The sequence below is a fragment of the Mycolicibacter heraklionensis genome, from assembly GCF_001021505.1.
Classification (GTDB): domain Bacteria; phylum Actinomycetota; class Actinomycetes; order Mycobacteriales; family Mycobacteriaceae; genus Mycobacterium; species Mycobacterium heraklionense.
The window spans coordinates 115048-140275 of sequence record NZ_LDPO01000004.1 but is presented as its reverse complement, the minus strand read 5'-3'; the positions used below and the strand labels follow the sequence as shown (position 1 = coordinate 140275).

General features: G+C 68.3%; 23 protein-coding genes. 13 read left to right on the top strand and 10 right to left on the bottom strand.

Annotation, left to right across the window (positions count from 1 at the left end; all coding sequences use genetic code 11):
• The first annotated feature begins 4 nt into the window (after positions 1 to 4).
• The 4 genes from ABW16_RS07490 to ABW16_RS07475 are packed head-to-tail and all read left to right on the top strand — an operon-like array spanning position 5 to position 4430.
• Complete coding sequence (locus ABW16_RS07490; protein ID WP_047318513.1) at positions 5 to 1225, top strand: acyl-CoA dehydrogenase family protein; 1221 nt, start codon at positions 5 to 7, stop codon at positions 1223 to 1225.
• Positions 1222 to 1998, top strand: a complete 777-nt coding sequence (locus tag ABW16_RS07485; RefSeq protein ID WP_047318512.1) for an SDR family oxidoreductase — start codon at positions 1222 to 1224, stop codon at positions 1996 to 1998. Before ABW16_RS07490 ends, ABW16_RS07485 begins: the two co-directional genes overlap by 4 nt.
• Positions 1991 to 3019, top strand: a complete 1029-nt coding sequence (locus ABW16_RS07480) for a phosphotransferase family protein (RefSeq protein WP_047318511.1) — start codon at positions 1991 to 1993, stop codon at positions 3017 to 3019. The genes ABW16_RS07485 and ABW16_RS07480 overlap by 8 nt, the downstream gene beginning before the upstream one ends.
• A 1-nt stretch (position 3020) precedes the next feature.
• Positions 3021 to 4430 (top strand): MFS transporter, encoded by a 1410-nt coding sequence (locus ABW16_RS07475; protein WP_047318510.1) that lies wholly within the window; start codon positions 3021 to 3023, stop codon positions 4428 to 4430.
• 22 nt (positions 4431 to 4452) lie between these two features.
• Here the strand turns inward: ABW16_RS07475 and ABW16_RS07470 are convergent, their stop codons facing one another.
• From ABW16_RS07470 to ABW16_RS07460, 3 genes are all read right to left on the bottom strand, one after another.
• Entirely contained in the window at positions 4453 to 5991 is a 1539-nt protein-coding gene (locus ABW16_RS07470) for an FAD-dependent monooxygenase (protein ID WP_268768023.1), read from the bottom strand.
• Complete coding sequence (locus ABW16_RS07465; protein WP_047318509.1) at positions 5988 to 6617, bottom strand: TetR/AcrR family transcriptional regulator; 630 nt, start codon at positions 6615 to 6617, stop codon at positions 5988 to 5990. Before ABW16_RS07465 ends, ABW16_RS07470 begins: the two co-directional genes overlap by 4 nt.
• A 66-nt stretch (positions 6618 to 6683) precedes the next feature.
• On the bottom strand, positions 6684 to 7424 hold the full coding sequence (locus ABW16_RS07460) for a dienelactone hydrolase family protein (protein WP_047318508.1): 741 nt from the start codon (positions 7422 to 7424) through the stop codon (positions 6684 to 6686).
• A gap of 97 nt (positions 7425 to 7521) precedes the next feature.
• On the opposite strand from ABW16_RS07460, the gene ABW16_RS07455 reads away from it, so the two are divergent.
• Genes ABW16_RS07455 through ABW16_RS07445 form a run of 3 tightly spaced genes read left to right on the top strand, consistent with a single transcriptional unit; the run spans position 7522 to position 10015 of the window.
• Positions 7522 to 8322 carry a thymidylate synthase gene (locus tag ABW16_RS07455; RefSeq protein ID WP_047318507.1) on the top strand — a complete coding sequence of 267 codons (801 nt, stop codon included), beginning with the start codon at positions 7522 to 7524 and terminating at the stop codon, positions 8320 to 8322.
• Entirely contained in the window at positions 8319 to 8813 is a 495-nt protein-coding gene (locus ABW16_RS07450) for a dihydrofolate reductase (RefSeq protein ID WP_047318506.1), read from the top strand. Before ABW16_RS07455 ends, ABW16_RS07450 begins: the two co-directional genes overlap by 4 nt.
• Complete coding sequence (locus ABW16_RS07445) at positions 8801 to 10015, top strand: winged helix-turn-helix domain-containing protein (protein ID WP_047318505.1); 1215 nt, start codon at positions 8801 to 8803, stop codon at positions 10013 to 10015. The genes ABW16_RS07450 and ABW16_RS07445 overlap by 13 nt, the downstream gene beginning before the upstream one ends.
• On the opposite strand, the gene ABW16_RS07440 is transcribed toward ABW16_RS07445, so the two are convergent.
• Positions 10008 to 10730, bottom strand: coding sequence for a DoxX family protein (locus ABW16_RS07440; protein ID WP_052956807.1), 723 nt, complete (start codon positions 10728 to 10730; stop codon positions 10008 to 10010). The genes ABW16_RS07445 and ABW16_RS07440 overlap by 8 nt on opposite strands.
• A 30-nt stretch (positions 10731 to 10760) precedes the next feature.
• Entirely contained in the window at positions 10761 to 10997 is a 237-nt protein-coding gene (mbp1, locus tag ABW16_RS07435; RefSeq protein ID WP_047318503.1) for a microaggregate-binding protein 1, read from the bottom strand.
• A gap of 216 nt (positions 10998 to 11213) precedes the next feature.
• Between mbp1 and ABW16_RS07430 the strand changes: the two genes are divergently transcribed.
• Positions 11214 to 11915 carry a sensor domain-containing protein gene (locus ABW16_RS07430; protein WP_047318502.1) on the top strand — a complete coding sequence of 234 codons (702 nt, stop codon included), beginning with the start codon at positions 11214 to 11216 and terminating at the stop codon, positions 11913 to 11915.
• On the opposite strand, the gene ABW16_RS07425 is transcribed toward ABW16_RS07430, so the two are convergent.
• From ABW16_RS07425 to ABW16_RS07410, 4 genes are read right to left on the bottom strand one after another with little or no spacing between them, the layout of a single operon-like run.
• The gene (locus tag ABW16_RS07425) at positions 11912 to 13990 is read right to left on the bottom strand and encodes an FAD-dependent oxidoreductase (protein WP_047318501.1); all 2079 of its coding nucleotides are present in this window, start codon (positions 13988 to 13990) and stop codon (positions 11912 to 11914) included. The two genes, ABW16_RS07430 and ABW16_RS07425, sit on opposite strands and share 4 nt — an antisense overlap.
• Positions 13987 to 17190: an adenylate/guanylate cyclase domain-containing protein gene (locus ABW16_RS07420; protein ID WP_047318500.1), complete on the bottom strand. Its 3204-nt coding sequence runs from the start codon at positions 17188 to 17190 to the stop codon at positions 13987 to 13989. The genes ABW16_RS07425 and ABW16_RS07420 overlap by 4 nt, the downstream gene beginning before the upstream one ends.
• A complete protein-coding gene (locus ABW16_RS07415) occupies positions 17187 to 17693 on the bottom strand; it encodes a hypothetical protein (RefSeq protein ID WP_047318499.1) in 507 nt (168 codons plus the stop codon). Before ABW16_RS07415 ends, ABW16_RS07420 begins: the two co-directional genes overlap by 4 nt.
• Entirely contained in the window at positions 17690 to 19120 is a 1431-nt protein-coding gene (locus tag ABW16_RS07410; RefSeq protein WP_131721477.1) for a hypothetical protein, read from the bottom strand. Before ABW16_RS07410 ends, ABW16_RS07415 begins: the two co-directional genes overlap by 4 nt.
• Before the next feature lie 115 nt (positions 19121 to 19235).
• On the opposite strand from ABW16_RS07410, the gene ABW16_RS07405 reads away from it, so the two are divergent.
• Genes ABW16_RS07405 through ABW16_RS07385 form a run of 5 tightly spaced genes read left to right on the top strand, consistent with a single transcriptional unit; the run spans position 19236 to position 24346 of the window.
• A complete protein-coding gene (locus ABW16_RS07405; RefSeq protein WP_047318497.1) occupies positions 19236 to 19886 on the top strand; it encodes a hypothetical protein in 651 nt (216 codons plus the stop codon).
• Positions 19883 to 20932 carry a polyprenyl synthetase family protein gene (locus ABW16_RS07400; RefSeq protein WP_047318496.1) on the top strand — a complete coding sequence of 350 codons (1050 nt, stop codon included), beginning with the start codon at positions 19883 to 19885 and terminating at the stop codon, positions 20930 to 20932. Before ABW16_RS07405 ends, ABW16_RS07400 begins: the two co-directional genes overlap by 4 nt.
• 31 nt (positions 20933 to 20963) lie before the next feature.
• Complete coding sequence (thyX, locus tag ABW16_RS07395; RefSeq protein ID WP_047318633.1) at positions 20964 to 21728, top strand: FAD-dependent thymidylate synthase; 765 nt, start codon at positions 20964 to 20966, stop codon at positions 21726 to 21728.
• A 31-nt stretch (positions 21729 to 21759) separates the two neighbouring features.
• Entirely contained in the window at positions 21760 to 22662 is a 903-nt protein-coding gene (gene dapA, locus ABW16_RS07390; protein WP_047318495.1) for a 4-hydroxy-tetrahydrodipicolinate synthase, read from the top strand.
• Positions 22663 to 22669: 7 nt separating this feature from the next.
• Complete coding sequence (locus ABW16_RS07385) at positions 22670 to 24346, top strand: ribonuclease J (RefSeq protein ID WP_047318632.1); 1677 nt, start codon at positions 22670 to 22672, stop codon at positions 24344 to 24346.
• A gap of 12 nt (positions 24347 to 24358) precedes the next feature.
• Here ABW16_RS07385 and ABW16_RS07380 read toward each other — a convergent pair whose 3' ends face one another.
• Positions 24359 to 25225 (bottom strand): SAM-dependent methyltransferase, encoded by an 867-nt coding sequence (locus tag ABW16_RS07380; RefSeq protein ID WP_082133994.1) that lies wholly within the window; start codon positions 25223 to 25225, stop codon positions 24359 to 24361.
• Positions 25226 to 25228: the final 3 nt, after the last annotated feature.

The following is a 25228-nucleotide window of genomic DNA, read 5'->3' as shown; positions in this document are numbered from 1 at the left end:
CTGTATGTCCCTGTTTGAAATGTCTGAGCGCGCAACGAAATACCAGACGGATCTGCTGGAGTTCATGGACGAGTGCGTCTATCCGGCCGAGTCGGTCTACGAGACGCAGATGGCCGAATCCGGCAATCCGCACTTTCAGCCGCCGATCCTGGAGGAGCTGAAGGCGCAGGCGCGCCAGCGCGGTCTGTGGAATCTGTTTCACCCCCACCCGGAATGGGGTCCGGGCCTGACCAATCTGGAATACGCGCCGCTGGCCGAGATCATGGGCCGCAGCCCGCATCTGGCTCCCGAAGCCTGTAACTGTAGCGCGCCGGACACCGGCAACATGGAGGTGTTAACGCTGTTCGGCAGCGACGAGCACAAGGAGCGCTACCTCAAGCCGTTGCTGGAGGGCACCATCCGGTCGGCATTTGCGATGACCGAGCCGCAGGTGGCCAGCTCGGACGCCACCAATGTGCAGCTGTCGATGGTGCGCGACGGCGACGGCTACGTGCTCAACGGCCGGAAATGGTTCGCCTCCAACGCCTTGCATCAGAACTGCAAGGTGATGATCGTGATGGGCAAGACCGATCCCGACACCAATGTCTACCAGCAGCAGTCCATGATGGTGGTCCCCATCGACGCCCCGGGCGTTACGGTCATGCGCGGGCTGCCGGTCTTCGGCTACCAGGACCGCGAAGGCCACGCCGAGATCGACTTCAAAGACGTTCGGGTGCCCGCCAAAGACGTGCTGAAGGGTGAGGGTGAGGGGTTCGCGATTGCCCAGGCCCGGCTCGGCCCCGGCCGCATCCACCACTGCATGCGGGCCATCGGCATGGCCGAGCGGGCCCTGGAGCTGCTGTGCAGGCGGGCACGGTCACGGGTCGCGTTCGGCCGGCCGGTCTCCGACAACGCCAACATCCGCGACTGGATCGCCGAGGCGCGCATCGATATCGAGATGATCCGGCTGCTGACGCTCAAGACCGCCTACCTGATGGACACCGTCGGCAACAAGGCGGCACAGGTCGAGATCGCGGCGATCAAGGTCGCGGCGCCCAACATCGCGCTCAAGATCGTCGACCGGGCCATCCAGGTGCACGGCGGCGGCGGGGTCACCGAAGACTTCCCGCTGGCCGGGTTCTGGGCCCACCTGCGCACCCTGCGGCTGGCCGACGGCCCCGATGAGGTGCACAAGCGTGCTATTGCCCGCCAGGAGCTGCACAAGTACCGCGAGGACGCCCGATGACGACACAGGATTTCGCGGGGCGCACCGCGGTCATCACCGGCGGCTCGCGGGGGATCGGGCTGGCGATCGGGCAGCGGCTCGCCGAGGCGGGCGCCAACGTGGTCCTGACCTCACGCGACCAGGAGAGTGCCGACGCGGCGGCGGCCCAGGTCAACGGCAACGCGCTGGGCGTGGCCGCCCATGTCGCCGACGACGACGCCGCCCAGCGCTGCATCGACCTGACCCTGGAACGGTTCGGCAGCATCGATGTCCTGGTCAACAACGCCGGCACGAACCCGGCGTTCGGACCGCTGATCGACCAGGACCACGCCCGGTTCGCTAAGATCTTCGACATCAACCTGTGGGGGCCACTGTTGTGGACGTCCTGCGCGGTCAAGGCGTGGATGGGCGAGCACAGTGGCGTCGTGGTGAACACGGCCTCCATCGGCGGGATGAGTTTCGCGCCGCTGATGGGCATGTACAACGCCACCAAGGCGGCGCTGATCCATGTCACCAAACAGCTGGCGCTGGAGCTTTCGCCCGGCATCCGGGTCAACGCGATCTGTCCGGGTGTGGTGCGCACCAAGCTGGCCGAGGTGCTCTGGAAGGAACACGAGCAGGGGCTCTCGGGTGCCATACCGCTGGGCCGGATCGGCGAGCCGGGTGACGTGGCCGACGCGGTGTTGTTCCTGGCATCGGACGCGGCGAGCTGGATCACCGGACAGACCCTGGTCATGGACGGTGGCCAGATCCTCGGCGACGCAACCGGATTCCGGGCAGGTCTCGGTGGCTGAGGAGCCACTGGGGATCGACCCGGCGGCTGCGACCGCGTGGATCACCGAGCTAGGCCTGCCGGTGCGCGGGCCGCTGAGCTTCGAGCGGATCGGGATCGGACAGTCGAATCTGACCTACCGGGTGTCCGACGGCGCCGGCCACAGCTGGGTGCTGCGCCGGCCCCCGCTGGGAACATTGCTGGCCTCGGCCCACGACGTGGCCCGCGAAGCCCGGATCCTCGCGGCGCTGGACGACACCGACGTCCCCACCCCGAAGGTGTACGGGCTGACGCGGGACGCAGAAGACACGCCGTTGCTGCTGATGGAGTTCATAGACGGCGTGGTGGCCGACCGGATGTCGGTGGCGCAGTCGCTTTCTCCCGAGCGGCGTCGGCAGATCGGGCTGTCGATGCCCAAGACGCTGGCCAAGATTCACGCCGTCGACATCACCGCGGTGGGCCTGGATGATCTGGCCAGCCACAAGCCCTACGCCCAGCGTCAGCTCAAACGCTGGGCCGGGCAGTGGGAGAAGTCCAAGACGCGAGAGCTGCCCGCACTCGATGACCTGACCCGGCGTCTGACCGCCGCTGTTCCGCCTCAGCAGGAACTGACTCTGGTGCACGGGGACTTTCACCTGCGCAACGTGATCACCTCACCGAAGAGCGGCGAGGTGATCGCGGTGCTCGACTGGGAGTTGTCCACTCTCGGCGACCCGCTGGCCGACATGGGCAGCCTGCTCGCGTACTGGCCGCAGGTCGGCGAGGAGCACATCGCCGGGGAATTCATCATCAGCACCCTGGAGGGCTTCCCGGACCGGGCCGAGTTGGCCCGGGTCTATCTGGAAGAGACCGGACGTGACGCGGCGTCGCTGCAGTACTGGCATGCGCTGGGGCTGTGGAAGGTCGCGATCATCGCCGAGGGCATCGTGCGGCGGGTGCTGGACAACCCGGCGAACAAGGCCGCCGCGGGCACCCCGATCACCGCGTGGATCGATGCCCTGGCGGACAAGGCGTGTGAGGTCGCCGACGAGGCGGGTATCTGAGGTGAGCACGTCGTATCGCGCCGGCGCCGCCGCCGGCGGGGCCGACCTCGTCGACGGTGTCCCGCGCCGGAGAATCGCGGTGGCGGCGATGGTCGGCACCACGATCGAGTTCTACGACTTCTACGTCTACGCGGCGGCCGCGGTCACCGTCTTCCCGCAGCTGTTCTTTCCGAAGGGCAACCCCACTGCGGCGCTGTTGGCCTCGTTGGCGACGTTCGGCTTGGCGTTCGTGGCCCGACCGCTGGGCTCGATCCTGTTCGGGCACTACGGTGATCGGCTGGGCCGCAAATCCACCCTGGTCGCCTCGTTGTTGCTCATGGGTGTCGCCACATTCCTGATCGGTGTGCTGCCCACCTACCACCACATCGGTCTGCTCGCCCCGGTGCTACTGGCTGCCCTGCGGTTCTGCCAGGGCTTGGCGCTCGGCGGTGAATGGAGCGGTGCCGCGCTGCTGGCCACCGAGACCGCCAAACCGGGCCGCCGGGCGACGGCGGGCATCTGGCCGCAACTGGGTGCGCCCCTGGGCTATCTGATCGCCACCGCGATCTTCCTGATCCTGTTCGCGTGGCTGGGACCGGTCACCGGCGGCGCGGCCCCGGACGGTGCATTTCTCACCTGGGGTTGGCGCATTCCGTTTCTGCTGAGCGCCGTCATGGTGGCCGTCGGACTGTATGTCCGGCTGCGGCTCACCGAAACCCCGGTCTTCGCGCAGGCGATCGCCACCGGCGCGCCGGTGAACGCTCCGATCGCCCAGTTGCTGCGGAGGAGCTGGCGCCGGCTGATTATCGGCACGTTGGTGATGGTGGTGCCCTACACGCTCTTCTACACCGTGACCACCTGGAGTCTGAGCTACGGCACCGCCAAACGCCCGCCCGAGGGCTTCGGACTGGGCTACGGCTACGCCGACTTCCTCGGACTCCAGCTGATCGCCGTGCTGTTCTTCGTCTGCGTGCTGCCCATCGTCGGCAGGCTGGCCGACCACTTCGGCCGGCGCCCGTTGCTGCTGATCTTCACCGCCGGAATCATGGTGTACGGGACCACTTTCGGCGCATTCTTGAAGCCGACCGCATCCACCGGCGCGATGCTGGCCTTCCTGATCATCGGGATGACATTGATGGGGTTGGCGTTCGGTCCGATGAGTGCGGTGCTGCCCGAACTGTTCCCGACCAATGTTCGCTACACCGGTTCCGGCGTCGCCTACAACGCGGCGAGCATTCTGGGGGCGGCGGTGGCGCCGTTCATCACCACCTGGCTGGCCGCCAGCCACGGCGTGGCCTGGGTGGGCGGCTATCTGTCGACGGCGGCCGCCCTATCGTTCGTCGCGCTGCTGGCGATGCATGAGACTCGGGATACCGAGCTGCATGACGTCGGAGTCGCCGACCACGTCGGTGACGCCCTGCACCCCGGCTGATCTTCGCGGGTGCCTGGCGAGGTCAGGGGCGTGGCGCGCCGAACCAACGGCTCAGCGCGGCCTCCAGGGAAGGCCGCCGGCTGGAGTCGAAGTCATCGGTCGCCCAGGCGACGTAGCCATCGGGACGGATGAGCATGGCCGCAGCCGGGGGCTCGGACATCGCAGCCGTGGTGGCGTCGACCCGATCGGCCCACGGCCGTGCGGCAGCTGCTGCGGTGCCGTCGGACAGGTCGAGCAGCACCGCACGACCACGGTGCAAAAGTTCGGCGACCCGGCTGCCGTCATCGAAGGTGAGGTCGGGGACATGCCAGCCGGACAATCGGTGGTCGTCGCCGACGTCGTAACGGACATGGCTGCCGGCGAGCAGTTCGGCAAGATGTGCCGACACCGCCGGGATCGCGGTCAGTTCACCGAAAAGCTCCCGCAGCGCGGCGACATGCGGTCCGGGAGATATCAGTGCGGTCTGGGCCATCGAGTGCATCATCACCCGCTGTCCCAGCGGCTGACGCTCGGACTCGTAGGTGTCCAGCAACCCGTCGGGCGCCCAACCGTTGATCTGAGCGGCCAGCTTCCAGCCGAGGTTGGCAGTGTCCTGCAATCCCAGATTCAGACCCGGGCCACCCATTGCGCTGTGGACATGAGCGGCGTCGCCCAGGAGCAGCACCCGTCCAGCGCGGTAGTGCTCGGCCTGGCGGCTGTTCTGCCCGTCGATCCGGCGCAACGCGTGCGGGCCGGGCCCGGGCGGCTCGGCGAACGCGACGTCGACGCCCAGGATGCGCTGCAGGCTTTGCCGGAGCTCGGCAAGCGTCATCGGGCCGGTGTCCCCCGACCGGCCGAACTCCAGTGTGCCCAACAGTGACCGATCGGGTTCGAGCTCGCCGAAGATCACCATTCCGTTGTCAAACCGGTTGTGGCCATGGGCGATCCGACCGAATCCCGGTATCCGAAGGCTGCGATCGGCGGCGCGCAGGCGCTCCGGGATGTGCACATGGGCCAACCGGGAAACCGTCGGCGCCGTGGTCCCGGGAAAGGCGATTCCGGCCGTCTTGCGCACGATGCTGTGGCCGCCGTCGGCGCCAACCAGATAGTCGGTGCGCAGGAGGTAGTCGCCGTCGGGGGAGCTGACCTTAGCCACCACTGCGTCGTCCCGGGTGGCCAGGCCGGTGAGCCGGTGGCCCCAGCGAACTTCGACGCCGAGCTCGCCGGCCCGCTCCAGGAGCTGGCGCACCAACTGCGGCTGGGCCACCGGGAGTAGATACATCGGGTTGGGCCGGGCGCCGGTGAAGCTCATCGACAGATCCAGGGCCATCCCGGAGAACATCCACGCGGGGACGGGCTGTGGGGGACCGGCTACGCCGCTGAACCTGTTGTAGAGCCCTCGCAGGTCGAGCATCCGAACCACTTGCCCGACAAGGCCATTAGCCTTGGGCTCCGAGCTGGGGCCGGGCAGCTGGTCGAGCACCACGGGGTGGACTCCGGCCAGGGCGAGCTCGCACGCCAACATCAGCCCGTTGGGCCCGGCGCCGGCGACGATCACGGGGTGCTCTGCTGCAGCGGTCACGCTTCGGCCTTCCTGTCGGCGGGTGCGGGAAGCCCCGCGGCGACGTCGGCGAACGCGGCGCGCAGCAACCGCGGGTAGGCGACCGGCGGGTCCAGCATCACGTAGCTGTCCATGGTGGCCTCGACGACCGCGTGGACCACCGCTGCGGCGAGGCGCGGAAAGGTGTCACGCTCCGAATCGGTGCCGGTGCGCTCGGCGATCGCCGTGGCGAAGTCGTCGAACAGGGTGCGGGGAAAGGTGTTACGGAGGTCGCTGTTCGCCAGCATCGTGCGGAGCGCGGCAAGTTCGGCGCGGTTCGGTGGCCTGTTCGCGTCACCGGTTGCGGCGGCGAAGTTGTCTTGGATCGGCCCGAGGATGGCTTCGGTGATCGATGTCCACAGCGGCTCGTGATCGGGACGCTCACGCAGCAGGGCGACACTGCGGCGCAGACGCTCGGTCTGCCGGTAGGCCAGCGCTTCGTACTTGGTGGAGAAGTAATTGCTGAACGTCCGCAGTGACACTCCGGCGAGACCTGCGATGTCTTCCCGGGTCACGTTCTCCAGACCGCGATCGAGGGCCAGTTGGAGGGTGGCGTCGGAGAGGGCACGACGGGTGTCGGCTTTCTTGCGTTCACGCAACCCGGTCATGGCGCCAGCGTACAGAAATATTGCCCACTAGGCAAAAATGCCTTTAAGGCAAATATTGGACCGAATCTATCCGGTCAGCGTGGCGCCGAACACCTGCCGCATCGCCGCCCAGTGCCGGGCCGCGGCGTCGGCGTCATAGGGCGCGTTGTCGGGCACCGCGAAACCGTGCGCGGCCGGATAGAACTCCACGGTGTGCGTGACGCCCGCGGCACTGAGCGCCTCGTCCAGGGTCGCGGCATGCGCCTGCGTGAACGACGCGTCGTTCTCGGCGCCGGCCACATAGACGGTGGCCGTCATCCGGTCGGCCAGCAGGTGCGGACTGTCCGCGGCGTCGGTGACCAAGCCGCCGCCATGGAACGACGCCGCCGCCGCCACCCGGTCGGGCACGCGCCCGGCGACCACGACCGACGTGCGTCCGCCCATGCAGTAGCCGCACACGCCGAACTTCTCCCCGCGCACTTCGGGCCGGCCGGACAGATAGTCGAAGAACGCCTGGGCGTCGGTGGCCATCCGGTCCGGGGTCACCTGCCCGATCATCGAGAACAGCCGACCGCGCTCCTTGGCGTCGGCGAACACCGTGGCCATGTCGAACGGCGCCCAGCCGGGCTGCCGGTAATACACATCGGGAAGCAGCACGGCGTAGCCGTAGCCGGCCAGTTCGGCGGCCATCTGGTCGAAGGCCGCCCGGACCCCGCCGGCGTCGGGATACATCACGACGCCGGGCCAGGGCCCGGGCCCCTCCGGCGTGAACAGGTGAACGGGGCAGTCGCCGTCGGGCGTGGTGATGGTGTCGGTGATCGTGGGCATGGCCTCCGTTGTACTCCGACCGATCGCCGCTGTGTTGATTGCGGCGACCCGCGGCGCGTGGCTTCGCCGCGCTTGCGATCGCCGCTAAGCTGGCGGCGTGCCGATCGCGACCCCGTACGAGGATCTGCTGCGGTTGGTGCTTGAGAGCGGAACCCCGAAGGCGGACCGTACCGGCACCGGCACCCGCAGCCTGTTCGGCCACCAGTTGCGCTACGACCTGGCCGCCGGATTCCCGCTGATCACTACCAAGAAGGTGCACCTCAAGTCGGTGATCTACGAGCTGCTGTGGTTTCTGCGCGGTGACTCCAACATCGCCTGGCTTAACGAACACGGGGTCACCATTTGGGACGAATGGGCTAGCGCGACCGGTGATCTCGGACCGGTCTACGGCGTGCAGTGGCGGTCTTGGCCGACCCCATCCGGAGAACACATCGATCAGATCGCGCGCGCGGTGGAGTTGCTGCGCACCGACCCGGATTCGCGCCGCATCATCGTCTCGGCGTGGAACGTCAGCGAACTGGACAAGATGGCGCTGGCGCCCTGCCACGCCCTGTTCCAGTTCTACGTCGCCGATCAGAAGCTGTCCTGCCAGCTCTATCAGCGCAGCGCCGACCTGTTCCTCGGCGTGCCGTTCAACATCGCCAGTTACGCGCTGCTCACCCACATGATGGCCGCGCAGGCCGGGCTGGGCGTCGGTGAGTTCGTCTGGACCGGCGGGGACTGTCACATCTATGACAATCACGTCGATCAGGTGCGCGAGCAGCTGTCCCGGCAGCCCCGGGCATACCCCAAACTGGTTCTGGGGAAACGTGATTCGATCTTCGATTACACCTACGACGACATCGAGATCTGCGACTATGATCCGCACCCGGCGATCAAGGCGCCCGTGGCGGTATGACGATCAGTCTGATCTGGGCTCAGTCGAAGTCCGGGGTGATCGGCCGTGCCGGTGGCATCCCCTGGCGGGTGCCTGAGGACCAGGCCCGCTACAAGCAGCTCACCGTGGGCCACACCGTGGTGATGGGGCGGCTGACCTGGGAATCGCTGCCCGCCAAGGTCCGGCCGTTGCCGGACCGGCGCAATGTAGTGCTCACGCGACAGCCGGACTATGTCGCCGACGGCGCCACCGTCGTGCCGACCCTGGAACAAGCCCTCGACGGCGACGACATCTGGGTGGTGGGCGGCGCGGAGATCTACGCGCTGGCGTTGCCACTGGCCAGCCGCTGCGAAGTGACCGAGGTCGATATCGACCTGCCGGTGCAGGACGGCGACACCGTGGCGCCGGTGCTCGACCAGTCCTGGCAGGCCAGCACCGGGGAGTGGTTGACCAGCCGAACCGGTCTGCGCTACCGCTATCTGACCTATCACCGGACTTCGTGCCGGTCCTGACCGCCGCGCAGGCGCGCCGAATCGCCGTTGCGGCACAGGGTTTCACGCAGACCAAGCCCGCTGCGACTGTCACCAGGGCGCACCTGAAGCGGCTGGTCTCCCGCATTCAGGTACTGCAACTCGACTCGGTGTCGGTGGCGGTACGTGCCCACTACGCGCCGGTGTTCAGCCGGCTCGGCCCCTATGACCGGACCGTGCTGGACCGTGCCGCGTGGAGCCACAGCGCTCGCTCGCCGCGGTTGTTGGTCGAGTACTGGGCACACGAGGCGGCGTTGATGGCCGTCGAGGACTGGCCGCTGTTGCGGTGGCGGATGCGGCACTACACCCACGGCCGGTGGGGCAACGTACGACCCAACCCTGAGCTGGCCGACGGCATCGTCGCAGCGGTCTCCGAGTTGGGCCCGGCCACCGCCGGCGAGATCGAGGAGCACCTGGCCGCCGGCTCGGGTCGGGCGGGCAGTGGGCCCTGGTGGAACCGCAGTGACACCAAATGGGTGGCCGAGGCGCTGTTCGCCGCCGGAGTGCTGACCACCGCCACCCGGGTCGGGTTCGCCCGGCACTACGACCTGGTGGAGAACGTGCTCCCGGCCCAGGTGCTGGCCCGAGAGGTCGACGACGACGAAGCGGTACAAGAGCTGGTCCGCCGCGCCGCCGGCGCGCTGGGGGTGGGGACCGAGGCCGACCTGCGCGACTATTTCCGGCTGTCGGCCGCCCAGGTGAAACCGGCGATCGCGAAGCTGGTGGCAGACGGCGAACTGGAACCCGTACAGGTGGATGGCTGGAACGCTGCCGCTTATCTGCGTTCCGGGCAGTCGATTCCGCGAACCGACCGCGGCACCGCGCTGCTCTGCCCGTTCGATCCGCTGATCTTCTTCCGGCCGCGGGTGCAGCGGCTGTTCAATTTCTTTTATCGCATCGAGATCTATACCCCGGCGCCCAAACGCCAGTACGGCTATTACGTGTGGCCGTTCCTGCTGGACGGGGAGCTGGTGGGCCGGGTGGACCTCAAGGCCGACCGGCAACACGATGCCCTGCACGTGGTCGGGGCGTTCGCCGAAGAGGGGCGGTCGCGCGGGCGGGTGGCCGAGGCGCTGATCGACGAGCTGAGGTCGATGGCGTCCTGGCTCGGGTTGAGCCAGGTGAGCGTGGGGGAGCGCGGGGACCTGGCAGCCGAGCTGCGCCGGCGGGTGCTCGTCAACTGAACAGGCGCCGCCGGGCGCTGCCAGCCAGTGTGGTCGCGCCTTCTCGGGCCGCCTGCGCCAGCTCGGTTCCGCGGTCGGCGGCGACTTCGGCGAGTTGTGCTCCCCGTTCGCCGGCCGACTCGAGCAACGGTCCGGCCTTCGCACTCACCCGCTCGGCGAGTTCGCGACCGTGTTCCAGGCCGGTCAGCAAGCCTGCGCTCACCTTGTCGCCGACTGCCTCCAGCGCGGTATCACCGGACGTGGTGGGCAAGGCGGTGGCGGCCCGCCGATAGGTGCGACGCGCGGCCCGACGGGCCCGCCAGCCCAGCGAAGGTTTTCCTTCGGTGTCGGCGGCGGCGATCATCAGTCCGCCGATCAGGCTGACGTCGGTCAGGAACGCTTGGCGCTGTTCGGTCCTGCGTTGCGGATCGGACTCCGCCCAGAACATGTGCCCCCCTGCGCTGCCCGGAACGACCGTGCATGCCAGCACCGCAGCCGCAACCCGCGGCAGCCTGCCGCTGGCCAGCAAAGCGCCACCGCCGATCTGCACCAGCGCGTTGGCTTTGGCGAATGCTTCGACGTCGGAGGGCACCTTCGCCGCTATCTCGTCGGGCAACTGTTTGAGTCCGTCGAACGCCGGACGGGCCGTCTGCCCGGCTTGCTGCGGCCGGCGCAACGCGTCCACGCCTTGACCGATAAACGCTGCCGCGAGCAGCGGACGGGCGATCTTTCGCATCAACACGGGAGCCCCTTGTCGCCGGTGGGATTACTGTTCGGCACGCTCGCGTGCCTCGTCCGCAGCGGCCTTGGCGCGGGCCTTTTCGGCCTCCGCTTCCTTGGCCGCAACCTCGCGTTGAGCTTCGGCCTTGTCCTGCTGCGCTTGGCCTTCCCGCTTCAGTGAGTCGTCACCGGTCACTGTGCCTAGAGCTTCTTTGGCTTTGCCCTTGACATCTTCGACAACGCCTTTGATGCCGGCCTCGGGCCCACTGTCCTGGTCGCTCATGGGGTGTGTCTCCCTCCTTCGGCGGGCCGGGGTGGCCGCCGATTGGCTCGGGATACCCGCCGATGCTTACGACGTAAACTTCGATCGTCCGGGGCCGTCGCCCCGGCGGTGAGACCGGCGAAGCGGCCCGGACGGCGCTAGGGTGGCGACGGGAGCTGATCGGCGACGCTGATGACTGGCGCGCTGGTCCGGGGGTCGGGATGTCGGGGTGATCGCATGCGGGTTTCTTCTGCGTGGGTACTTGTTGTCGCGGGCGCTGTGCTGGCCGCCGGGTGTGGCCGCCCGGGGGGCGTCTTGAAACCGGCCGCCACCACCCCTACGTCGCCGGCGACGACCCATGCCGTCGCGCCCGTCGCCGAGGACGCCCTGCGCGCTCTGCTGCTCACCCCCGAACAGATCAACCCGATCATGGCGGCGACCGACATGGCCGTCACTCGCACCCACACCGCCCTGTCCGATGACAGCGCCACCATGCAACCGCAAGAATGCCTGGCCATCGACGGTGCGGCCCAGGCCCCGGTATACGCCGACAGCGGCTACACCGGGGTGCGGGAGCAGGCGCTCAGTGAGGGCGACGACTTCGAGCACTTCGTCGAGCAGGCCGTCGTCGCGTTTCCGTCAGCCCAGCAGGCCGCCGCATTCTTTGCCGACGCCGCCCGACAATGGCCGGCCTGCCACGAATACAGCCACCTGCAGAGCGGCACCACCTGGACCGCCGGGCCTATCGTCAACGCCGACGGCATGCTGAGCACCGTCGCGACCCAGGACAACGCGGGCAACGACGTGAGCTGGGCCTGCGGCCGGGCGTTGACCGTGGCCAACAACGTCGTGGTTGATGTCAACACCTGCAGCGCGGACCCCAAGGACTCCGCGGTGGTCATCGCCCGGCAGATCGCGGCGAAAGTACCGAACGGCTAGGGCAGGTACAGGCCGCGAATGCGGTGGTACCGGTGCCGTCCCGCCAGGGCGTTCGCGGCCTGCAGGCCCGACATGACGGCCGCCTCGATGCACCCGGCGTTCATTCCGGAGTCGGTCCAATCGCCGGCCAGAACCAGGTTGTCGTAGCCGCTCTCGTCCGCGCGCAGCCGGTATCGGTCGGTGCCGGGGATCGACTGCACATACCGGTCCGAGGGATCGACGTTGACGCTGACATGCTGGGTTTCCACTGCGGCGCAGCCGGTTTCGCCGTCGGCGCCGCTGAGCAACCGCCAGTCGAATCCGTCTTCACCGGCCGCGCCGGGAAGGAACCGGTGCAGGTGCTTGTCGAGGTGGTCGGCGACCTGCCGATGGACCCGCTGCTGGTGTCGGTGCAGGTAACCCGGCCCGACCTCGTCGGTGGGCCAGGCCGCATCCAGGGTGCCGCAGAAATAGGCCACCGTTGCGGGGCGATCCTGCTCGGGCCAGTCTTCGGCCCACAGGGTCTGCGGCATGGACGCCCAGGTCTCGAACGGGGGAACGTAGGCACTGAGCGTCACGCCCGGATCGTTCCAGCCCAGCGCCGGTTCGCACGCGCGCAACCAGATCTGGAAGGCCTGGGTGGCGACGGTTTGTATCTTCGTGGTCATCTGCCGCCACTCCGGCTGGTCTTCGATCAGCTCCGCGGCGACCACCGGCAGCATGCCCAGGGACACGGCCAGGACGATGTGGTCGAAGTCGACACCCCGCCGCAGCACCCGGGACTCGGCGTCGGCGCTGTCCGACCAATGGGTTTCCAAGGCATGCCAACCACCCTCGGGGATCTGGTCGGGCGTGGCGAGTTGGTTGGTCAGCGGAGCGCTGGGGAACACCGGCAAGCCGTGCACCGTAGTCAACGGCTGGTAGCCGGTGAGGCCGTCCGCGAGCCGCACCTGCCGGCCAAACGTGATGGTGTCGACCGCTTGTCGCGCGGCGTCCAGCTGCAGCGCGTCGAGTCGGTGGAAGAACTCGAACTCCACACCGCGCCGCCGCAACGCCTGGTACAGCGGAGCGATGACGACGTCACCCATCCCGGCGGTCATCTTCCAGAAGATCGACCCCTGGTAGCCGAACAGCACCTGACCGGTCAGAAAGACCGCCAGCCCGGCGGCGAACGCCGGCTGGCCGGGATCGGCGTCGCGGTACCCGAAGACCAGGTCGTACATGCCACGCACCAGCGCGAATTCGGTGACGTCGGGGTGCGCACCGTGGCGCAGGATCCAGTCGTTGAAATCTTCGTCGTTGATGGCCCGCATCCCGCGTGGGTCGGTCACCAGGTGGTCGGCAAGGATTCCGCGGATCACCGCGGTCATCAGAGACAGCAGCAGCCACGACCGTCGATGGTCGGGCCGCCGCTCGTAGTCCAGCGCGGCGCGCGCCGCCGCCACCGCGCCGTCGATCACCGCGGACAGGCCCCGGCGGGCCGTCTGCGGATCGCCCAGCGCAAGCAGTGCTGCCAGCGTCGCGTCGATGACCGCGTCGATCCATCGCTCGGTGGGCGGCGGGTCCGGGTGGATGGACAACGTGAGTCCGGGAGCGACGGTGCCGCGCAGGGATTCGGCGAAATCGCGGACCAGTCGCAGCGCCCGGACGGTGAATTCCACCACCGTCATCTCCAGGCCGGTGCCGTCCGGGTCACCGGGCAGTCCGTCGGTTCGGGTGAAGCTGCCCAGCCAGACCAACCAATCGCTGCCGACCCGGTCGGCCAGCCCCACGTTGTCCGCCGGAATCAGGGCCTGGTCCCAGATGCTGATCGGCGCTGCCGGATCGGTTGTGGCCCGGTCGAGTTCGGCATAGCACTCACGAAGCAGAGTGAAGGCGTTCTGGTAGGAGCCCAGCCAGATGTGCAGGCCGTGCTCTTCGATGCGGCCGTGCCGGCCACGGCTGGAAGCGCCTTTGCCGCCGAGACGCCAACCGCGCTGGTAGACGGTGATGGAGTCGAAGCGGTCTCGCCAGCCGGGTTCGCTCAGCCGCCAGGCGGCGCTCAGCCCGGCCATACCGCCGCCAAGGATGGCTACCTTGCCACCCGGCCGATTCACCCGAGCAGCGTTCTGGCTCGATCCAGCTGCGGCCAGTCGCTGCCGGCTGGGCAGCGTGCCACCGCCTCGGCCAGCAGTTCGCGTGCGGAATCGTCCCGCAGATCGACAAGATCCATCGCCGCTTGCAGTTCGTAAACGTGCGCCGCCTGCCGGCGTGCCGTGTCGATGGCGCAGTGCAGGTCGGTGGCGCGGGCCTGCGCGTCCCCGGAGGTGTGAGAGCGCAATCGCAGCAACTCGGCGCGGTAGAAGTTCACCGCGGTCTCGTCGGCCAGTGCCAGCGCGCCGTCGAGGCATTCGCGTGCCCTGCTGGTGTCGCCGGCGGCCAGCAGCAGCCGGGCCAGCACGCCGTCGTAGTAGGTGGAGAACAGTTTGACCTCGGCTGTCCGCAGCGCCGCCCCGAGCGCGGTCATAGTCGCGATGTGCGGCGCCAACCGGTCAGGGCCGGTGTCCTGGCCCGAAAGCGCCGACAATGCGTCGATAGCACCCTGTTGAGTGGTGGCGATCATCGTCCAGTACTCGAAGCCGTGCCGTTCGGCCTGCGCACGCAGGGCTGCGACCACGTCGCCGGCGCGGTCGAGCAGGCCGGCTTCCATACACATGAAGACTTCGGTGAACCGCTGATAGCAGTGGCTGAACGGTCCCTGCGGAAACCCGATATCCCTTGCCCGCCGGACGGTTTCGGTGAACTGCTCGTCGGCGCCGGCAAGATCGCCTTGGATGAATCGCGCCATCGCCAGGTGCATGTGCATCGACGCGAGCGCATCGCTGGGGATGAACCACAGGGATTCGAAATCGGGCAGCTGCGCGTCTTTCATTGCCGCGACGGCTTCCTCCAACAGCGCCCGGGCTTTGCCGAAGTCACCGAGAAACCAGGCGACCATGCCGAATGCGGCGGCATTGGTCGGCCCGAACAACTTCTGCTCGTTGGGTCGCTTCGATCGGGCGTACTCGGCCACCCGCAGGGCGCGGCGCAGATCACCTCGCGGCAGGTAATAAGCCCACAACGCGGTCATGGTCGACAGGAAGCCGTCTTGGCGTGGGTCGGTGGCGCCGAGCTTCAGGCAGCGTTCGAAGTCCTTGGCGGCCTTGGGGCTGGCAGTTCCCTCCACGGCCGAGGTGAGGAAGCCGCGCCGAAGCCGGCACAGCACTTCGCGGCGATCGCGGGACGCTCCGACCGGGGCTCGGCGCAGCTGCTCGATGGCCTGGGTGAGGCAGACGCGGGCCTCGTCGAGGGCGCCGCGCTGCCGGGCGTCATGCGCCGCCTTCTGGTGGGCGTCGGCGGCGGCCTCGAATCGCTCCGCCACCCGGTAGTGCAGAGCGACCAGATGCCAATCCGGATTGTCCGAATCGCCGACCAGGGTGTCGGCGACCCGGCCGTGCAGTTGGTGCCGGACACTCGGCGGCGGCAGCTCGTAGGCGACCTCGCGGAGCAGTTCATGTCGGAAACGCCAGCAGTCCTTGGTTATCGGCTGGAAGACCCGCGCGGCCACCAGCGCCGCAACGGCGTCATCGAGATCGGCCTCGGTCATGTCCAGGACGGCTTTGAGCATGGCCCGATCGAATTCCCGGCCGATGGTGGCGGCCGCTTCGACGACCTGGATCGTGTTGCTGCTGGCCCGAAGCCGCGAGAACAGCGGCTCATACAGGGCGTCCGGAACCCGCGCCCACCCCGCTGCGTCGTGCGGCTGCTCGTGCAGCTTGGCGACCACCTCTTCGATGTACAACGGCACGCCGTCGCAGCGTCGCCGGACCTCGGTGTGTTCCGCGCCGGACAAGGCGGGATTCAGCGCGGTGATCAACTCGTCGGTCTGTGCTGCCGTCAACGGTGCGAGCTCGAAGGCCTTGAGCTGGGGGAGGTCCGGCAGCGAGCTGAGCTCGCGGGCGGTCAACACCACCAGCAGCGTGCCCGGGTCGGCTGCGAGCAGCGAGGCGACCACGTCACGCGTCGACGGGTCGAACCACTGCAGATCTTCGGCCAACAGGACCGCCGGGCCCTGGCCTGCGCAGGCGAGCAGGTAACGGACGACGGCATCGATGATCTGCCCGTAGAGCTTGGCGCCCTCGACACGGGTGGGCTGATAGCCGCCTTCGGCCGGGATCTCCAACGCGGCCGCCAGCAACGGCACCGTCGCGACCGGATCGAGTCCGCGCGCGGCGACCTCGTCTTCGAGCAGCCGCAGCCGGTCGGCCGGTGCCGTCGTCCGCTCGATCCCGGCCCGCTGTTCCAGCAGCGTACGAACGGGGTGGAGCCCGGCGTCGGCGTGAAACGGCGATCCGATCAGGGCGAGCACCGGCCTGCCGGACTGCTCGGCCAGATCCGCTGCGGCGGTGGCCAACCGGCTCTTGCCCATGCCCGCCTCGCCGCTGAAGCAGACCCCCGGAACACTCAGCGTGCCGTGCCGGGCGTGATTCCAGGCCTCGTGCAGGTGAGCGAGCTCGACGTCGCGGCCGACCAACTGCCCCAGCGGGACCCGCGAGCGGCCGACGTGCTCCTTGACGACCCGGTAGTGTTCGACCGGCTCGTCGATGCCTTTGACCGGTTGGGCGGGTTGGGCTTCGAGCTCGAAGTGGCCGGCCACCAGCGGCGCCACCGCCGCAGACACTACGACACCTCCAGGGGGCGCCAGGCCCGATACCCGAGAGGCCAGGTTGGCGCCCAGGCCGTACACGTCGTCCTGCGCCACATCGAGATACACCATGCCCCGATGCACGCCCACCCGTACTGAGATGTCGAAGCCGAAGCGCGCTCGCACCCGATCGCTGAGCCGGTCCACTTCGCGGGTGACGTCCAGGCCGGCCTGCACCGCTCGCCGGACGTCGTTCTCATGGGCGCTGGGGTGGCCGAACACGGCGAGCAGACCGTCGCCCTTGGTGGAGAAGACGTGGCCTTCATAGCGGTTGACGATCTCATCCACCTGCTGGCGGTAACGACCGATCACCGTCCGGTAGATCTCCGGCTCGATGCGGGTCGACAACGCGGTCGAGTTCACTACGTCAGCGAAAAGTATTGTCAGCCGCCGTAGTTCACCAGAGCCGGCGAGCGGCGCGCAGAGCAGGTCTTCGGCGTCCTGATTGCCGGTGTCGACGGTGAGCACCTGCTCGGCGAGCGCGCTGGCGGTGGCACGGTCGCCGCTGTTCGCCGCCTGAATCGCTTGATCCAGCAGGTCGTCGATCTCGTCGGGCTCGTCGGTGATGCTCATAGGTCGACGACGACGTCCATTTCCTGGGCCTGCCCGGATCCGGCCGGCAAGCAGGTCAACCGAATTCGGCCGCGGTAGGTGCCGCTGACGTAATCGGGTCCGCGTACCCCCACCCGGAATCGGGTGGCGAAGGTCCGTAGCACGCCCGGCACCAACACCATCGCCTGCGGGGGAATGGCGTACGAGGTTCCGATGGCGACGAACGGTGCGGTGATCGACAGCATCCGCTCGCATCCGGTGCCGGGTGGAGCCTCGAGGAAGTCGGAGAGTTCGACGTCGTCGGCGCACTGCGAGCCGCACTGCGACATCAGCGCGTCGGACACCTCGTAACCTGCGGTGGCTGCGAGGTTGATCAGCCGGCGAACCGCCTGTGCCCATTGCGCGGAACCGAACGCGCCCTCGCCGATCCGGTGGTCGGCGTCGAGCACGATTGCGCCGGCCTCATCGACCAGCTGCCGAGACGCCTGGGCGTACCGGTGGATGCCCTCGTTGATGTCTCTCATGTGCCGCCGCCCTGGGGTGGTGTGCGCAGCCGCTGCAGGTAGCGCCACGGGTCGGTCGCCAGCCGGGCGGTCAGATCGGCGGCGAACGCGATGGACTCCTCAACCGGCGGCACTCCGCCCGCACATTTGGCGGCCAATGCTGCACTGCGCTGCGACATCTCGTCGATGCATTCATTGAGCATCTCGATCGCCACTGCGACAGCCCGCTGCGTCGGGTCCGGTTGGGCCGGCGGGGCCGGGATCTTCGGCTGGCCGGCAGCCGGCGTAGACGGTTCCCACGCTGTCCAGCCCACTGGACCGTCCTTGGCCCGCTTGGCCACTCCGCCGAGCAGCATCTCGACGCCTTGGTCGCCGTAGCCCAGCACGCAGGCGAACAAGGCGGTGGGGAACCAGCCCAGGTCGCGGAAGCCGACGACTTTCCTGGTGCGCACCTGCACACCGTGCAGCGTCGGATCGCCGACCGTCGACGTCATCCTGATGAAGCCTTCATCGATCACCATGGCGCCGTCGCCGTGTTCCCCGGGCGCCGGGTCGTCGTCGAGCATGTAGTTGACCCACGCCGTGGGTGGGGACACCGGCTCGCCAACCCCCGGCCCCTTCCAGTACTTCAGCGGCGTCAGCATCTGAGGCATCCCGACGATCCCGCACGTGGTGCTGAAGTGCTCGAGGACCCGGCTCCAGCCGTCCGGGCGGATCGGCATCGCGTCCATCGAGCAGAAGAACGGCAGGCAACGCGCCCAGTTCAGCGGGTCGATGACGTCCTTCAAATCATTGAGCGACACCTTCGTGCTGGTGAAGTCGGTGGTCAGCACGACGCACAGCCGGCCCCGCACCCACTTGGGTTTGGCGTTGCACAGCGGGACCATCGCGATGTCGGCCTTTACCGACCCAGACAGCACCACCTGCGACCAGTCGCTGCGGCCGTTGAAGTCGTGCCGCAGCAGATCGAGCAGCTCGCCGCCGTCAGTCCCGGCCAGGGCGAGGGTCTGGCTGAAGGCCGCGTCCCACTCGCTGGGCGGGTAGTAGGCGGGCAGATGACTAAGCGCACCGATCGCATACACCATGCGGGACAACACAACCGGTGTCAGCTGCGCGGCCCCAGGTGCGTCGGCGGCAGCGGCTTGGCCGGCGTCTGTCATCCGCCGGGACTGTGCCGGCGTCGACCCCTGGTTCCGCAGTACGGTCAGCGCCTCGCCCAGATCGGGCACGGCCGGTGATTCCGGCCGCTCGGGATCGGTCGGGTCCGACCGGCGCAGGAAGCCGAGTAATTCGTCGTACCAGCCCGCATTAGCACCGGTGCTGCCCGGAAGATAACGCTCGACGATAGCTTCGATTTCCGGGTCTGAGGTGTTGATGACCGCTTGATCGAGAGCGCCGTAAAGCGCCAGCAGAGATTGCGCCGCAGTTGCCATATCGGTTGCCGCCATTGCGTCTCCGATCACCCAAGTAAGCAGGTAGTATACGGCGGTCGGGTTGATTCTCGGCAGCCCCGAAAGTGAATTCTTTTGCAGAGCACAGCTGATTTCCTTAAGGAGGGAATCGGTGTCGGACAAAGCGCTCGGTGACGGCACCATCGACGACTTACCCTGGGCATCAATTTTTGATCCCGCTGCGAATGCGCGAGCACTCAATGCGATCCAGGCCGAGGGCTTCCGTGCTGCCCGCCGAATCATCGACGAATTCGCTCAGGCAGTTGCGGCGCCGCGCGACGGTGCCGCCGCCGCGGATCCCACCGGTCCGCCGGACCTCGAACGGTTCACCCGAGCTTGGTGGTCGACGGCCGGGCAGTTCCTGCTGCGGTCGTCTCCGGCGCGGCCGCAGGGTGACGCGGGGGCCGTGACACTGGACGTCAATGACCCGGCGTCGAAGGACGCCGTCAGGCTGGAAGCCACCGGCCCGGGCTCGGCCACCGGCGAGGTCTGGTTGCACAACCGCGGGACCGACGACCGCGCGGCGGTCCGGCTGCGCTGTAGTGAGCTGCTCGGCCACGGCGGCCAGGTGATCGGGACCGGCGCGGTGCGGCTGGACCCCGCCGCGGTGCCGATGCCGCGCCGGTCCAGCCGTGGCGTGCAGATCACCGTCGACGTCGGCCCTCAAGTGTGTCCCGGCACCTATCGCGGCACCCTGCTGGCGGTCGGGTATCCCGATCTGTGGCTGCCCGTGGTGCTCACCGTCGCGGCGCGGGAATCGTGACTGACATCGCCGACCGCGCATCGGTGGCCGCGGTCGATGAGCGACTGGGTGAGGTCGCCAGGATGGTCCGCCGTTCGATGCTCGACGCGCTGCCCGACGGTGAGCCTGCCAAGTGGCTATACGCACCGCTGCGGGCTTATCCGCAGCGGCCGGGTAAGGCGCTGCGGCCCGCGCTGTGCCTGTCGGCCGGCCGGGCCTTCGGCGCGGACACCGACGCCTTACTCGGTATCGCCGTGGCGATCGAGTTGCTGCACAACGCTTTCCTGGTGCACGACGACATCGCCGATGGCAGCGAAATGCGCCGCGGCAGGCCGACGTTGGGAGCCCTGTACGGCATGGCGACGGCGATCAACACCGGTGATGCGTTGGCGTTGGTCGCCGGGCAGGTACTGCGGCGCGCGACCCGGCAGCTCGACCGAGACCTGGCCGAATTGGTGTGGGCCGAGTTCGACACGATGGCGTTGCGGACCCTGGAGGGACAGGCGATCGAAGTGGGCTGGCAGGCCGACCAGGTGGACGACCTGCGGCCCGAGGACTACCTGAACCTGATCCTGCACAAGACCTGCTGGTACACCACCATCCATCCGCTGCGGGTCGGGGCGATGGTGGGGTCGCGAGGCACCGCGGAACTGGGGACGCTGGTGCGGTTCGGATTTCATTTCGGTGCGGCGTTTCAGATCCGCGATGATCTGCTGAACCTGGTCGGCGACGAACGGGTCTACGGCAAGGAGATCCTGGGCGATCTTTACGAAGGGAAGCGCACACTGCCGCTGGTCCATCTGCTGTCGGTGGCGCGGACACCCGACCGGGACCTGCTGGCGGACTACCTGCGCCGCAGTCGATCGCAGCGCTCAGCCGAGCTGGTGGCGCGGGTGCGCACCATGATGGACGACTACGGCAGCATCGCGTTCACCCGTGAGTACGCCGAGGGCATTCTGCTGGCGGCCCAGGAGTACTTCGAGCAGGCGTTCGCCGATGCCCGCCCCGGCCCGGATCTGGACTTCCTGCGCTCGCTGGTGCCTTACGTGTGGGCGCGGTGGCGCTGACACCGGCCCGGCACGCCTTAAGGTGAGTGCCGTGGCCGAGACGGCGCCGCTGCGCGTGCAACTGATTGCCAAGACCGAGTTCACTCCGCCGCCGGACGTGCCGTGGAGCACCGACGCCGACGGCGGTCAGGCCCTGCTGGAATTCGCCGGCAGGGCCTGCTATCAGAGCTGGTCAAAACCCAACCCGCGAACCGCCACCAACGCGGCCTACCTCAAGCACATCATCGACGTCGGGCATTTCTCGGTGCTCGAGCACGCCTCGGTGACCTTCTACATCACCGGTATCTCGCGGTCGGCCACCCACGAGCTGATCCGGCACCGGCATTTCTCGTTCTCCCAGCTGTCGCAGCGCTACGTGCCGGAACCGGACTCGCGGGTCGTGGTGCCGCCCGGCATGGAGGACGACCCGGAGCTGCAGCGGATCCTGACCGAAGCCGCCGACGCCAGTCACGCCGCCTACGCCGAGCTGCTGGCCCGCCTGGAAGCCAAATTCGCTGCGGGCCAGCCGACCGAGACCATGGGTGCGCTGCGGCGCAAGCAGGCCCGGCAGGCCGCTCGTGCCGTGCTGCCCAACGCCACCGAGACCCGCATCGTGGTGACGGGCAATTACCGGGCGTGGCGGCATTTCATCGCGATGCGGGCCAGCGAGCACGCCGATGTCGAGATCCGCAGGCTGGCCGTCGAGTGTCTGCGACAGCTCACCGACGTGGCCCCCGCGGCGTTCGGGGACTTCCAGATCAGCGCGCTGGCCGATGGCACCGAAGTCGCGACCAGTCCGCTCGCCACCGAGGTCTGAGCAACTCCAGGGGCCAGGTAATCTTAGGGCCGTGAGCAGCAGCGGATTCGACGCCAAGGCGCAGTTCGGCACCGTGCTGACCGCCATGGTGACCCCCTTCGGCGCGGACGGCTCGGTGGACACCGACGCCGCCGTACGCCTGGCCAATCGCCTCATCGACGCCGGTTGCGACGGTTTGGTGATCTCGGGCACCACCGGCGAGTCGCCGACCACCGCGGACTACGAGAAGCTCACGCTGCTGCGTGCGGTGGTCGAGGCGGTCGGTGACCGCGCTCGCATCATCGCCGGCGCCGGCAGCAACGACACCGAGCACAGTGTGCGTCTGGCTGAGGCCTGCGCCGGGGTCGGCGCGCACGGCCTGCTGGTGGTGACGCCGTACTACTCGCGGCCCTCGCAGGCCGGCCTGTTGGCGCATTTCACCGCTGTCGCCGACGCCAGCGCGCTGCCGGTGATGCTCTACGACATCCCGGCCCGTTCGGTGGTGCCGATCGCGCCGGACACCATCTTCGAATTGGCCGAACACCCCAACATCGTCGCGATCAAGGACGCCAAGGGGGACCTGCATGCCGGAGCGCAGATCATGGCCGAGACTGACTTGGCCTACTACTCCGGCGATGATGCCCTCAACCTGCCGTGGCTGGCTATGGGCGCCACCGGATTCGTCAGCGTGATCTCGCACTTCGCGGCCGGCCAGCTGCGCGACATGCTGACCGCCTTCGCCGCCGGCGACGTCGAGACCGCCCGCAAGATCAACGTCTCGATCGCGTCGCTGTCCAACGCGATGGGTCGCGTCGGCGGGGTGACCTTCGTCAAGGCCGGTCTGAGGTTGCAGGGTTTCGAGGCCGGCGACCCCCGGTTGCCGATGGTGCCGGCAACCGCCGCCGAGGTCGACGAACTTGCCATCGACATGCGCGCCGCGTCCGTTCTCGGGTGAGGTGCGGGTGACTGAGGATCTCACCCCGCCGGGGCCGCTGACCGAAGGCGGGCTGCGCGTCACCGCGCTCGGCGGTATCAGCGAAATCGGCCGCAACATGACCGTTTTCGAGCACCTCGGCCGGCTGCTGATCATCGACTGCGGCGTGCTGTTCCCGGGCCACGACGAGCCCGGCGTCGACCTGATCCTGCCGGACATCCGCCATATCCAAGACCGGCTCGACGACGTCGAGGCGCTGGTGCTGACCCACGCCCACGAGGACCACATCGGCGCGATCCCGTTCCTGCTCAAGCTGCGGGCCGACATCCCGGTGGTCGGCTCGAAGTTCACCCTGGCCTTGGTCGCCGCCAAGTGCCGGGAACACCGCATCAAGCCGGTCTTCGTCCAGGTTGCCGAAGGTCAGCGCAGCACCCACGGGGTGTTCGAATGCGAGTACTTCGCAGTGAACCACTCCATCCCGGATGCACTGGCGATCGCGGTGCACACCGGCGCGGGCACCGTGCTGCACACCGGCGACATCAAGCTCGACCAGCTGCCTCCGGACGGACGCCCCACCGACCTGCCCGGGATGTCACGTCTGGGCGACAAGGGCGTGGACCTGTTCCTGTGCGACTCGACCAACGCCGAGATTCCCGGTGTCGGTCCGAGCGAGAGCGAAGTCGGCCCCACCCTGCACCGGCTGATCCGCGGCGCCGAGGGCCGGGTGATCGTGGCCTGCTTTGCCTCGAACGTGGACCGAGTGCAGCAGATCGTCGACGCCGCGGTCGCACTGGGCCGCCGGGTGGCCTTCGTCGGGCGATCGATGGTCCGCAACATGAGCATTGCCAAGGATTTGGGCTTCCTGCGGGTGTCGGATTCGGACCTGGTGGACATCGGGGCGGCCGAGATGATGCCGCCGGAGAAGGTGGTGCTGGTCACCACCGGGACCCAGGGCGAACCGCTGTCAGCGCTGTCGCGGATGTCGCGCGGCGAGCACCGGTCCATCACGCTGACCGCCGGTGACCTGGTGGTGCTGTCGTCGTCGCTGATCCCCGGCAACGAGGAAGCCATCTACGGCGTGATGGACGCACTCGCCAAGATCGGTGCCCGAGTGGTCACCAACGCCGCGGCCCGGGTGCACGTCTCCGGGCACGCCTACTCCGGCGAGCTACTGTTCCTCTACAACGGGATTCGGCCCCGCAATGTGATGCCGGTGCACGGCACCTGGCGGATGCTGCGGGCCAACGCCGCGCTGGCCGTCCGTACCGGGGTGCCGGCGGAGTCGATCCTGCTGGCCGAGAACGGGGTCAGCGTCGACCTGGTTGCCGGACAAGCCCGCATCGCCGGGGCGGTGCCGGTGGGCAAGATGTTCGTCGACGGTCTCGTCGACGGCGATGTCGGCGATGCGACGCTGGGGGAGCGGTTGATCCTGTCCAGCGGGTTCGTCGCGATAACGGTGGTGGTGCGCCGCGGGACCGGCAAGCCGGTGGCCCCGCCGCACCTGCATTCGCGGGGTTTCTCCGAAGACCCCAAGGCGCTGGAGCCGGCAGCCCGAAAAGTCGAGGCGGAGCTGGAATCCCTTGCCGCAGAACAGGTCACCGATCCGGTCCGGATCGCCCAGGCGGTGCGCCGCACGGTGGGCAAGTGGGTGGGCGAGGTCTACCGGCGTCAGCCGATGATCGTGCCGACGGTGATCGAGATCTGAGCCGGCCCGGCCTCAGAGCTTCTCGGCGTACACCGACCATTCCAGGTCGCTGGCGTCCAGGTCGCGGCCGGTGGGCTCGACGTAGCGCTGGAGAAGTTGTTCTGGTCCGGCCTGCTCGATCAGTCGCCAGCCGTATTCGGCGAGAAAATCCGCCACCTGATCGGGCTGCAGCCCGAAGTGCCACAGCTTCTTGACCACCCTGCGATACAACCGCTGCGAGCCGTACAGATTCTTACCGTCGATGAAGTCGCGGTGGACGTAGGTGAACACCAGTCGGCTGCCCGGTGCCGCCGGGCGCAGGCCCTCCATGGTCCGGCGGACTCCGGCCTCGGTCAGGTACTGAGTCACCCCCTCACAGACGAAGAAAGTGCGAAACGCCGTTCGATAACCGTGTTCGGCGAGTGTGGTCAACAAGTCGTCGCGCTCGAAATCCAGTGCCACCAACCGAACCGACAGCGGTAGGGCGCCCAACGCCCGGCGTACGGTCGTGGCCTTGCGGGCGACGTTGACCGCCTGGTCCACTTCGAAGACCGGGATACGGGTCCGCCGGGCGAGCCGGTAGGCCAGGGTGTCCAGGCCGGCACCGAGGATCACCACGGCGTCGATGTTCTCGCCGGCCTCATCGATCCGGTCGGCGATGAACCGCTTGCGGCAGGTCAGGTTGACCCACAGGCCCGGCCCGGAGCGATCCATCGCGGCGATGACCCACTTGCGCAGCAACGCGGGCCGCGTCGCCGCCACCAGCCAGCGGATTCGGGCAGGCAGGAACGCCGCCGCGAGGTCGTCGTCGACCAGCCGGCGGCTCGGCGGCTCGTGCTGTTCGACGGCGGCCAGCAGCATCGGGCCGTAGGCCGTCTGTGCTGCCTGGTTGCGTGCCACGGA

What these genes read in the sequence shown, in the direction of transcription:
- mbp1 (WP_047318503.1), bottom strand. Translation starts at nt 10,997, where the DNA reads ATGAGCGACCAGGACAGTGGGCCCGAGGCCGGCATCAAAGGCGTTGTC.
- ABW16_RS07490 (WP_047318513.1), top strand. Translation starts at nt 5, where the DNA reads ATGTCCCTGTTTGAAATGTCTGAGCGCGCAACGAAATACCAGACGGAT.
- ABW16_RS07485 (WP_047318512.1), top strand. Translation starts at nt 1,222, where the DNA reads ATGACGACACAGGATTTCGCGGGGCGCACCGCGGTCATCACCGGCGGC.
- ABW16_RS07465 (WP_047318509.1), bottom strand. Translation starts at nt 6,617, where the DNA reads ATGACCGGGTTGCGTGAACGCAAGAAAGCCGACACCCGTCGTGCCCTC.
- ABW16_RS07410 (WP_131721477.1), bottom strand. Translation starts at nt 19,120, where the DNA reads ATGGCGGCAACCGATATGGCAACTGCGGCGCAATCTCTGCTGGCGCTT.
- ABW16_RS07420 (WP_047318500.1), bottom strand. Translation starts at nt 17,190, where the DNA reads ATGAGCATCACCGACGAGCCCGACGAGATCGACGACCTGCTGGATCAA.
- ABW16_RS07415 (WP_047318499.1), bottom strand. Translation starts at nt 17,693, where the DNA reads ATGAGAGACATCAACGAGGGCATCCACCGGTACGCCCAGGCGTCTCGG.
- ABW16_RS07460 (WP_047318508.1), bottom strand. Translation starts at nt 7,424, where the DNA reads ATGCCCACGATCACCGACACCATCACCACGCCCGACGGCGACTGCCCC.
- ABW16_RS07440 (WP_052956807.1), bottom strand. Translation starts at nt 10,730, where the DNA reads ATGCGAAAGATCGCCCGTCCGCTGCTCGCGGCAGCGTTTATCGGTCAA.
- ABW16_RS07450 (WP_047318506.1), top strand. Translation starts at nt 8,319, where the DNA reads ATGACGATCAGTCTGATCTGGGCTCAGTCGAAGTCCGGGGTGATCGGC.
- ABW16_RS07430 (WP_047318502.1), top strand. Translation starts at nt 11,214, where the DNA reads ATGCGGGTTTCTTCTGCGTGGGTACTTGTTGTCGCGGGCGCTGTGCTG.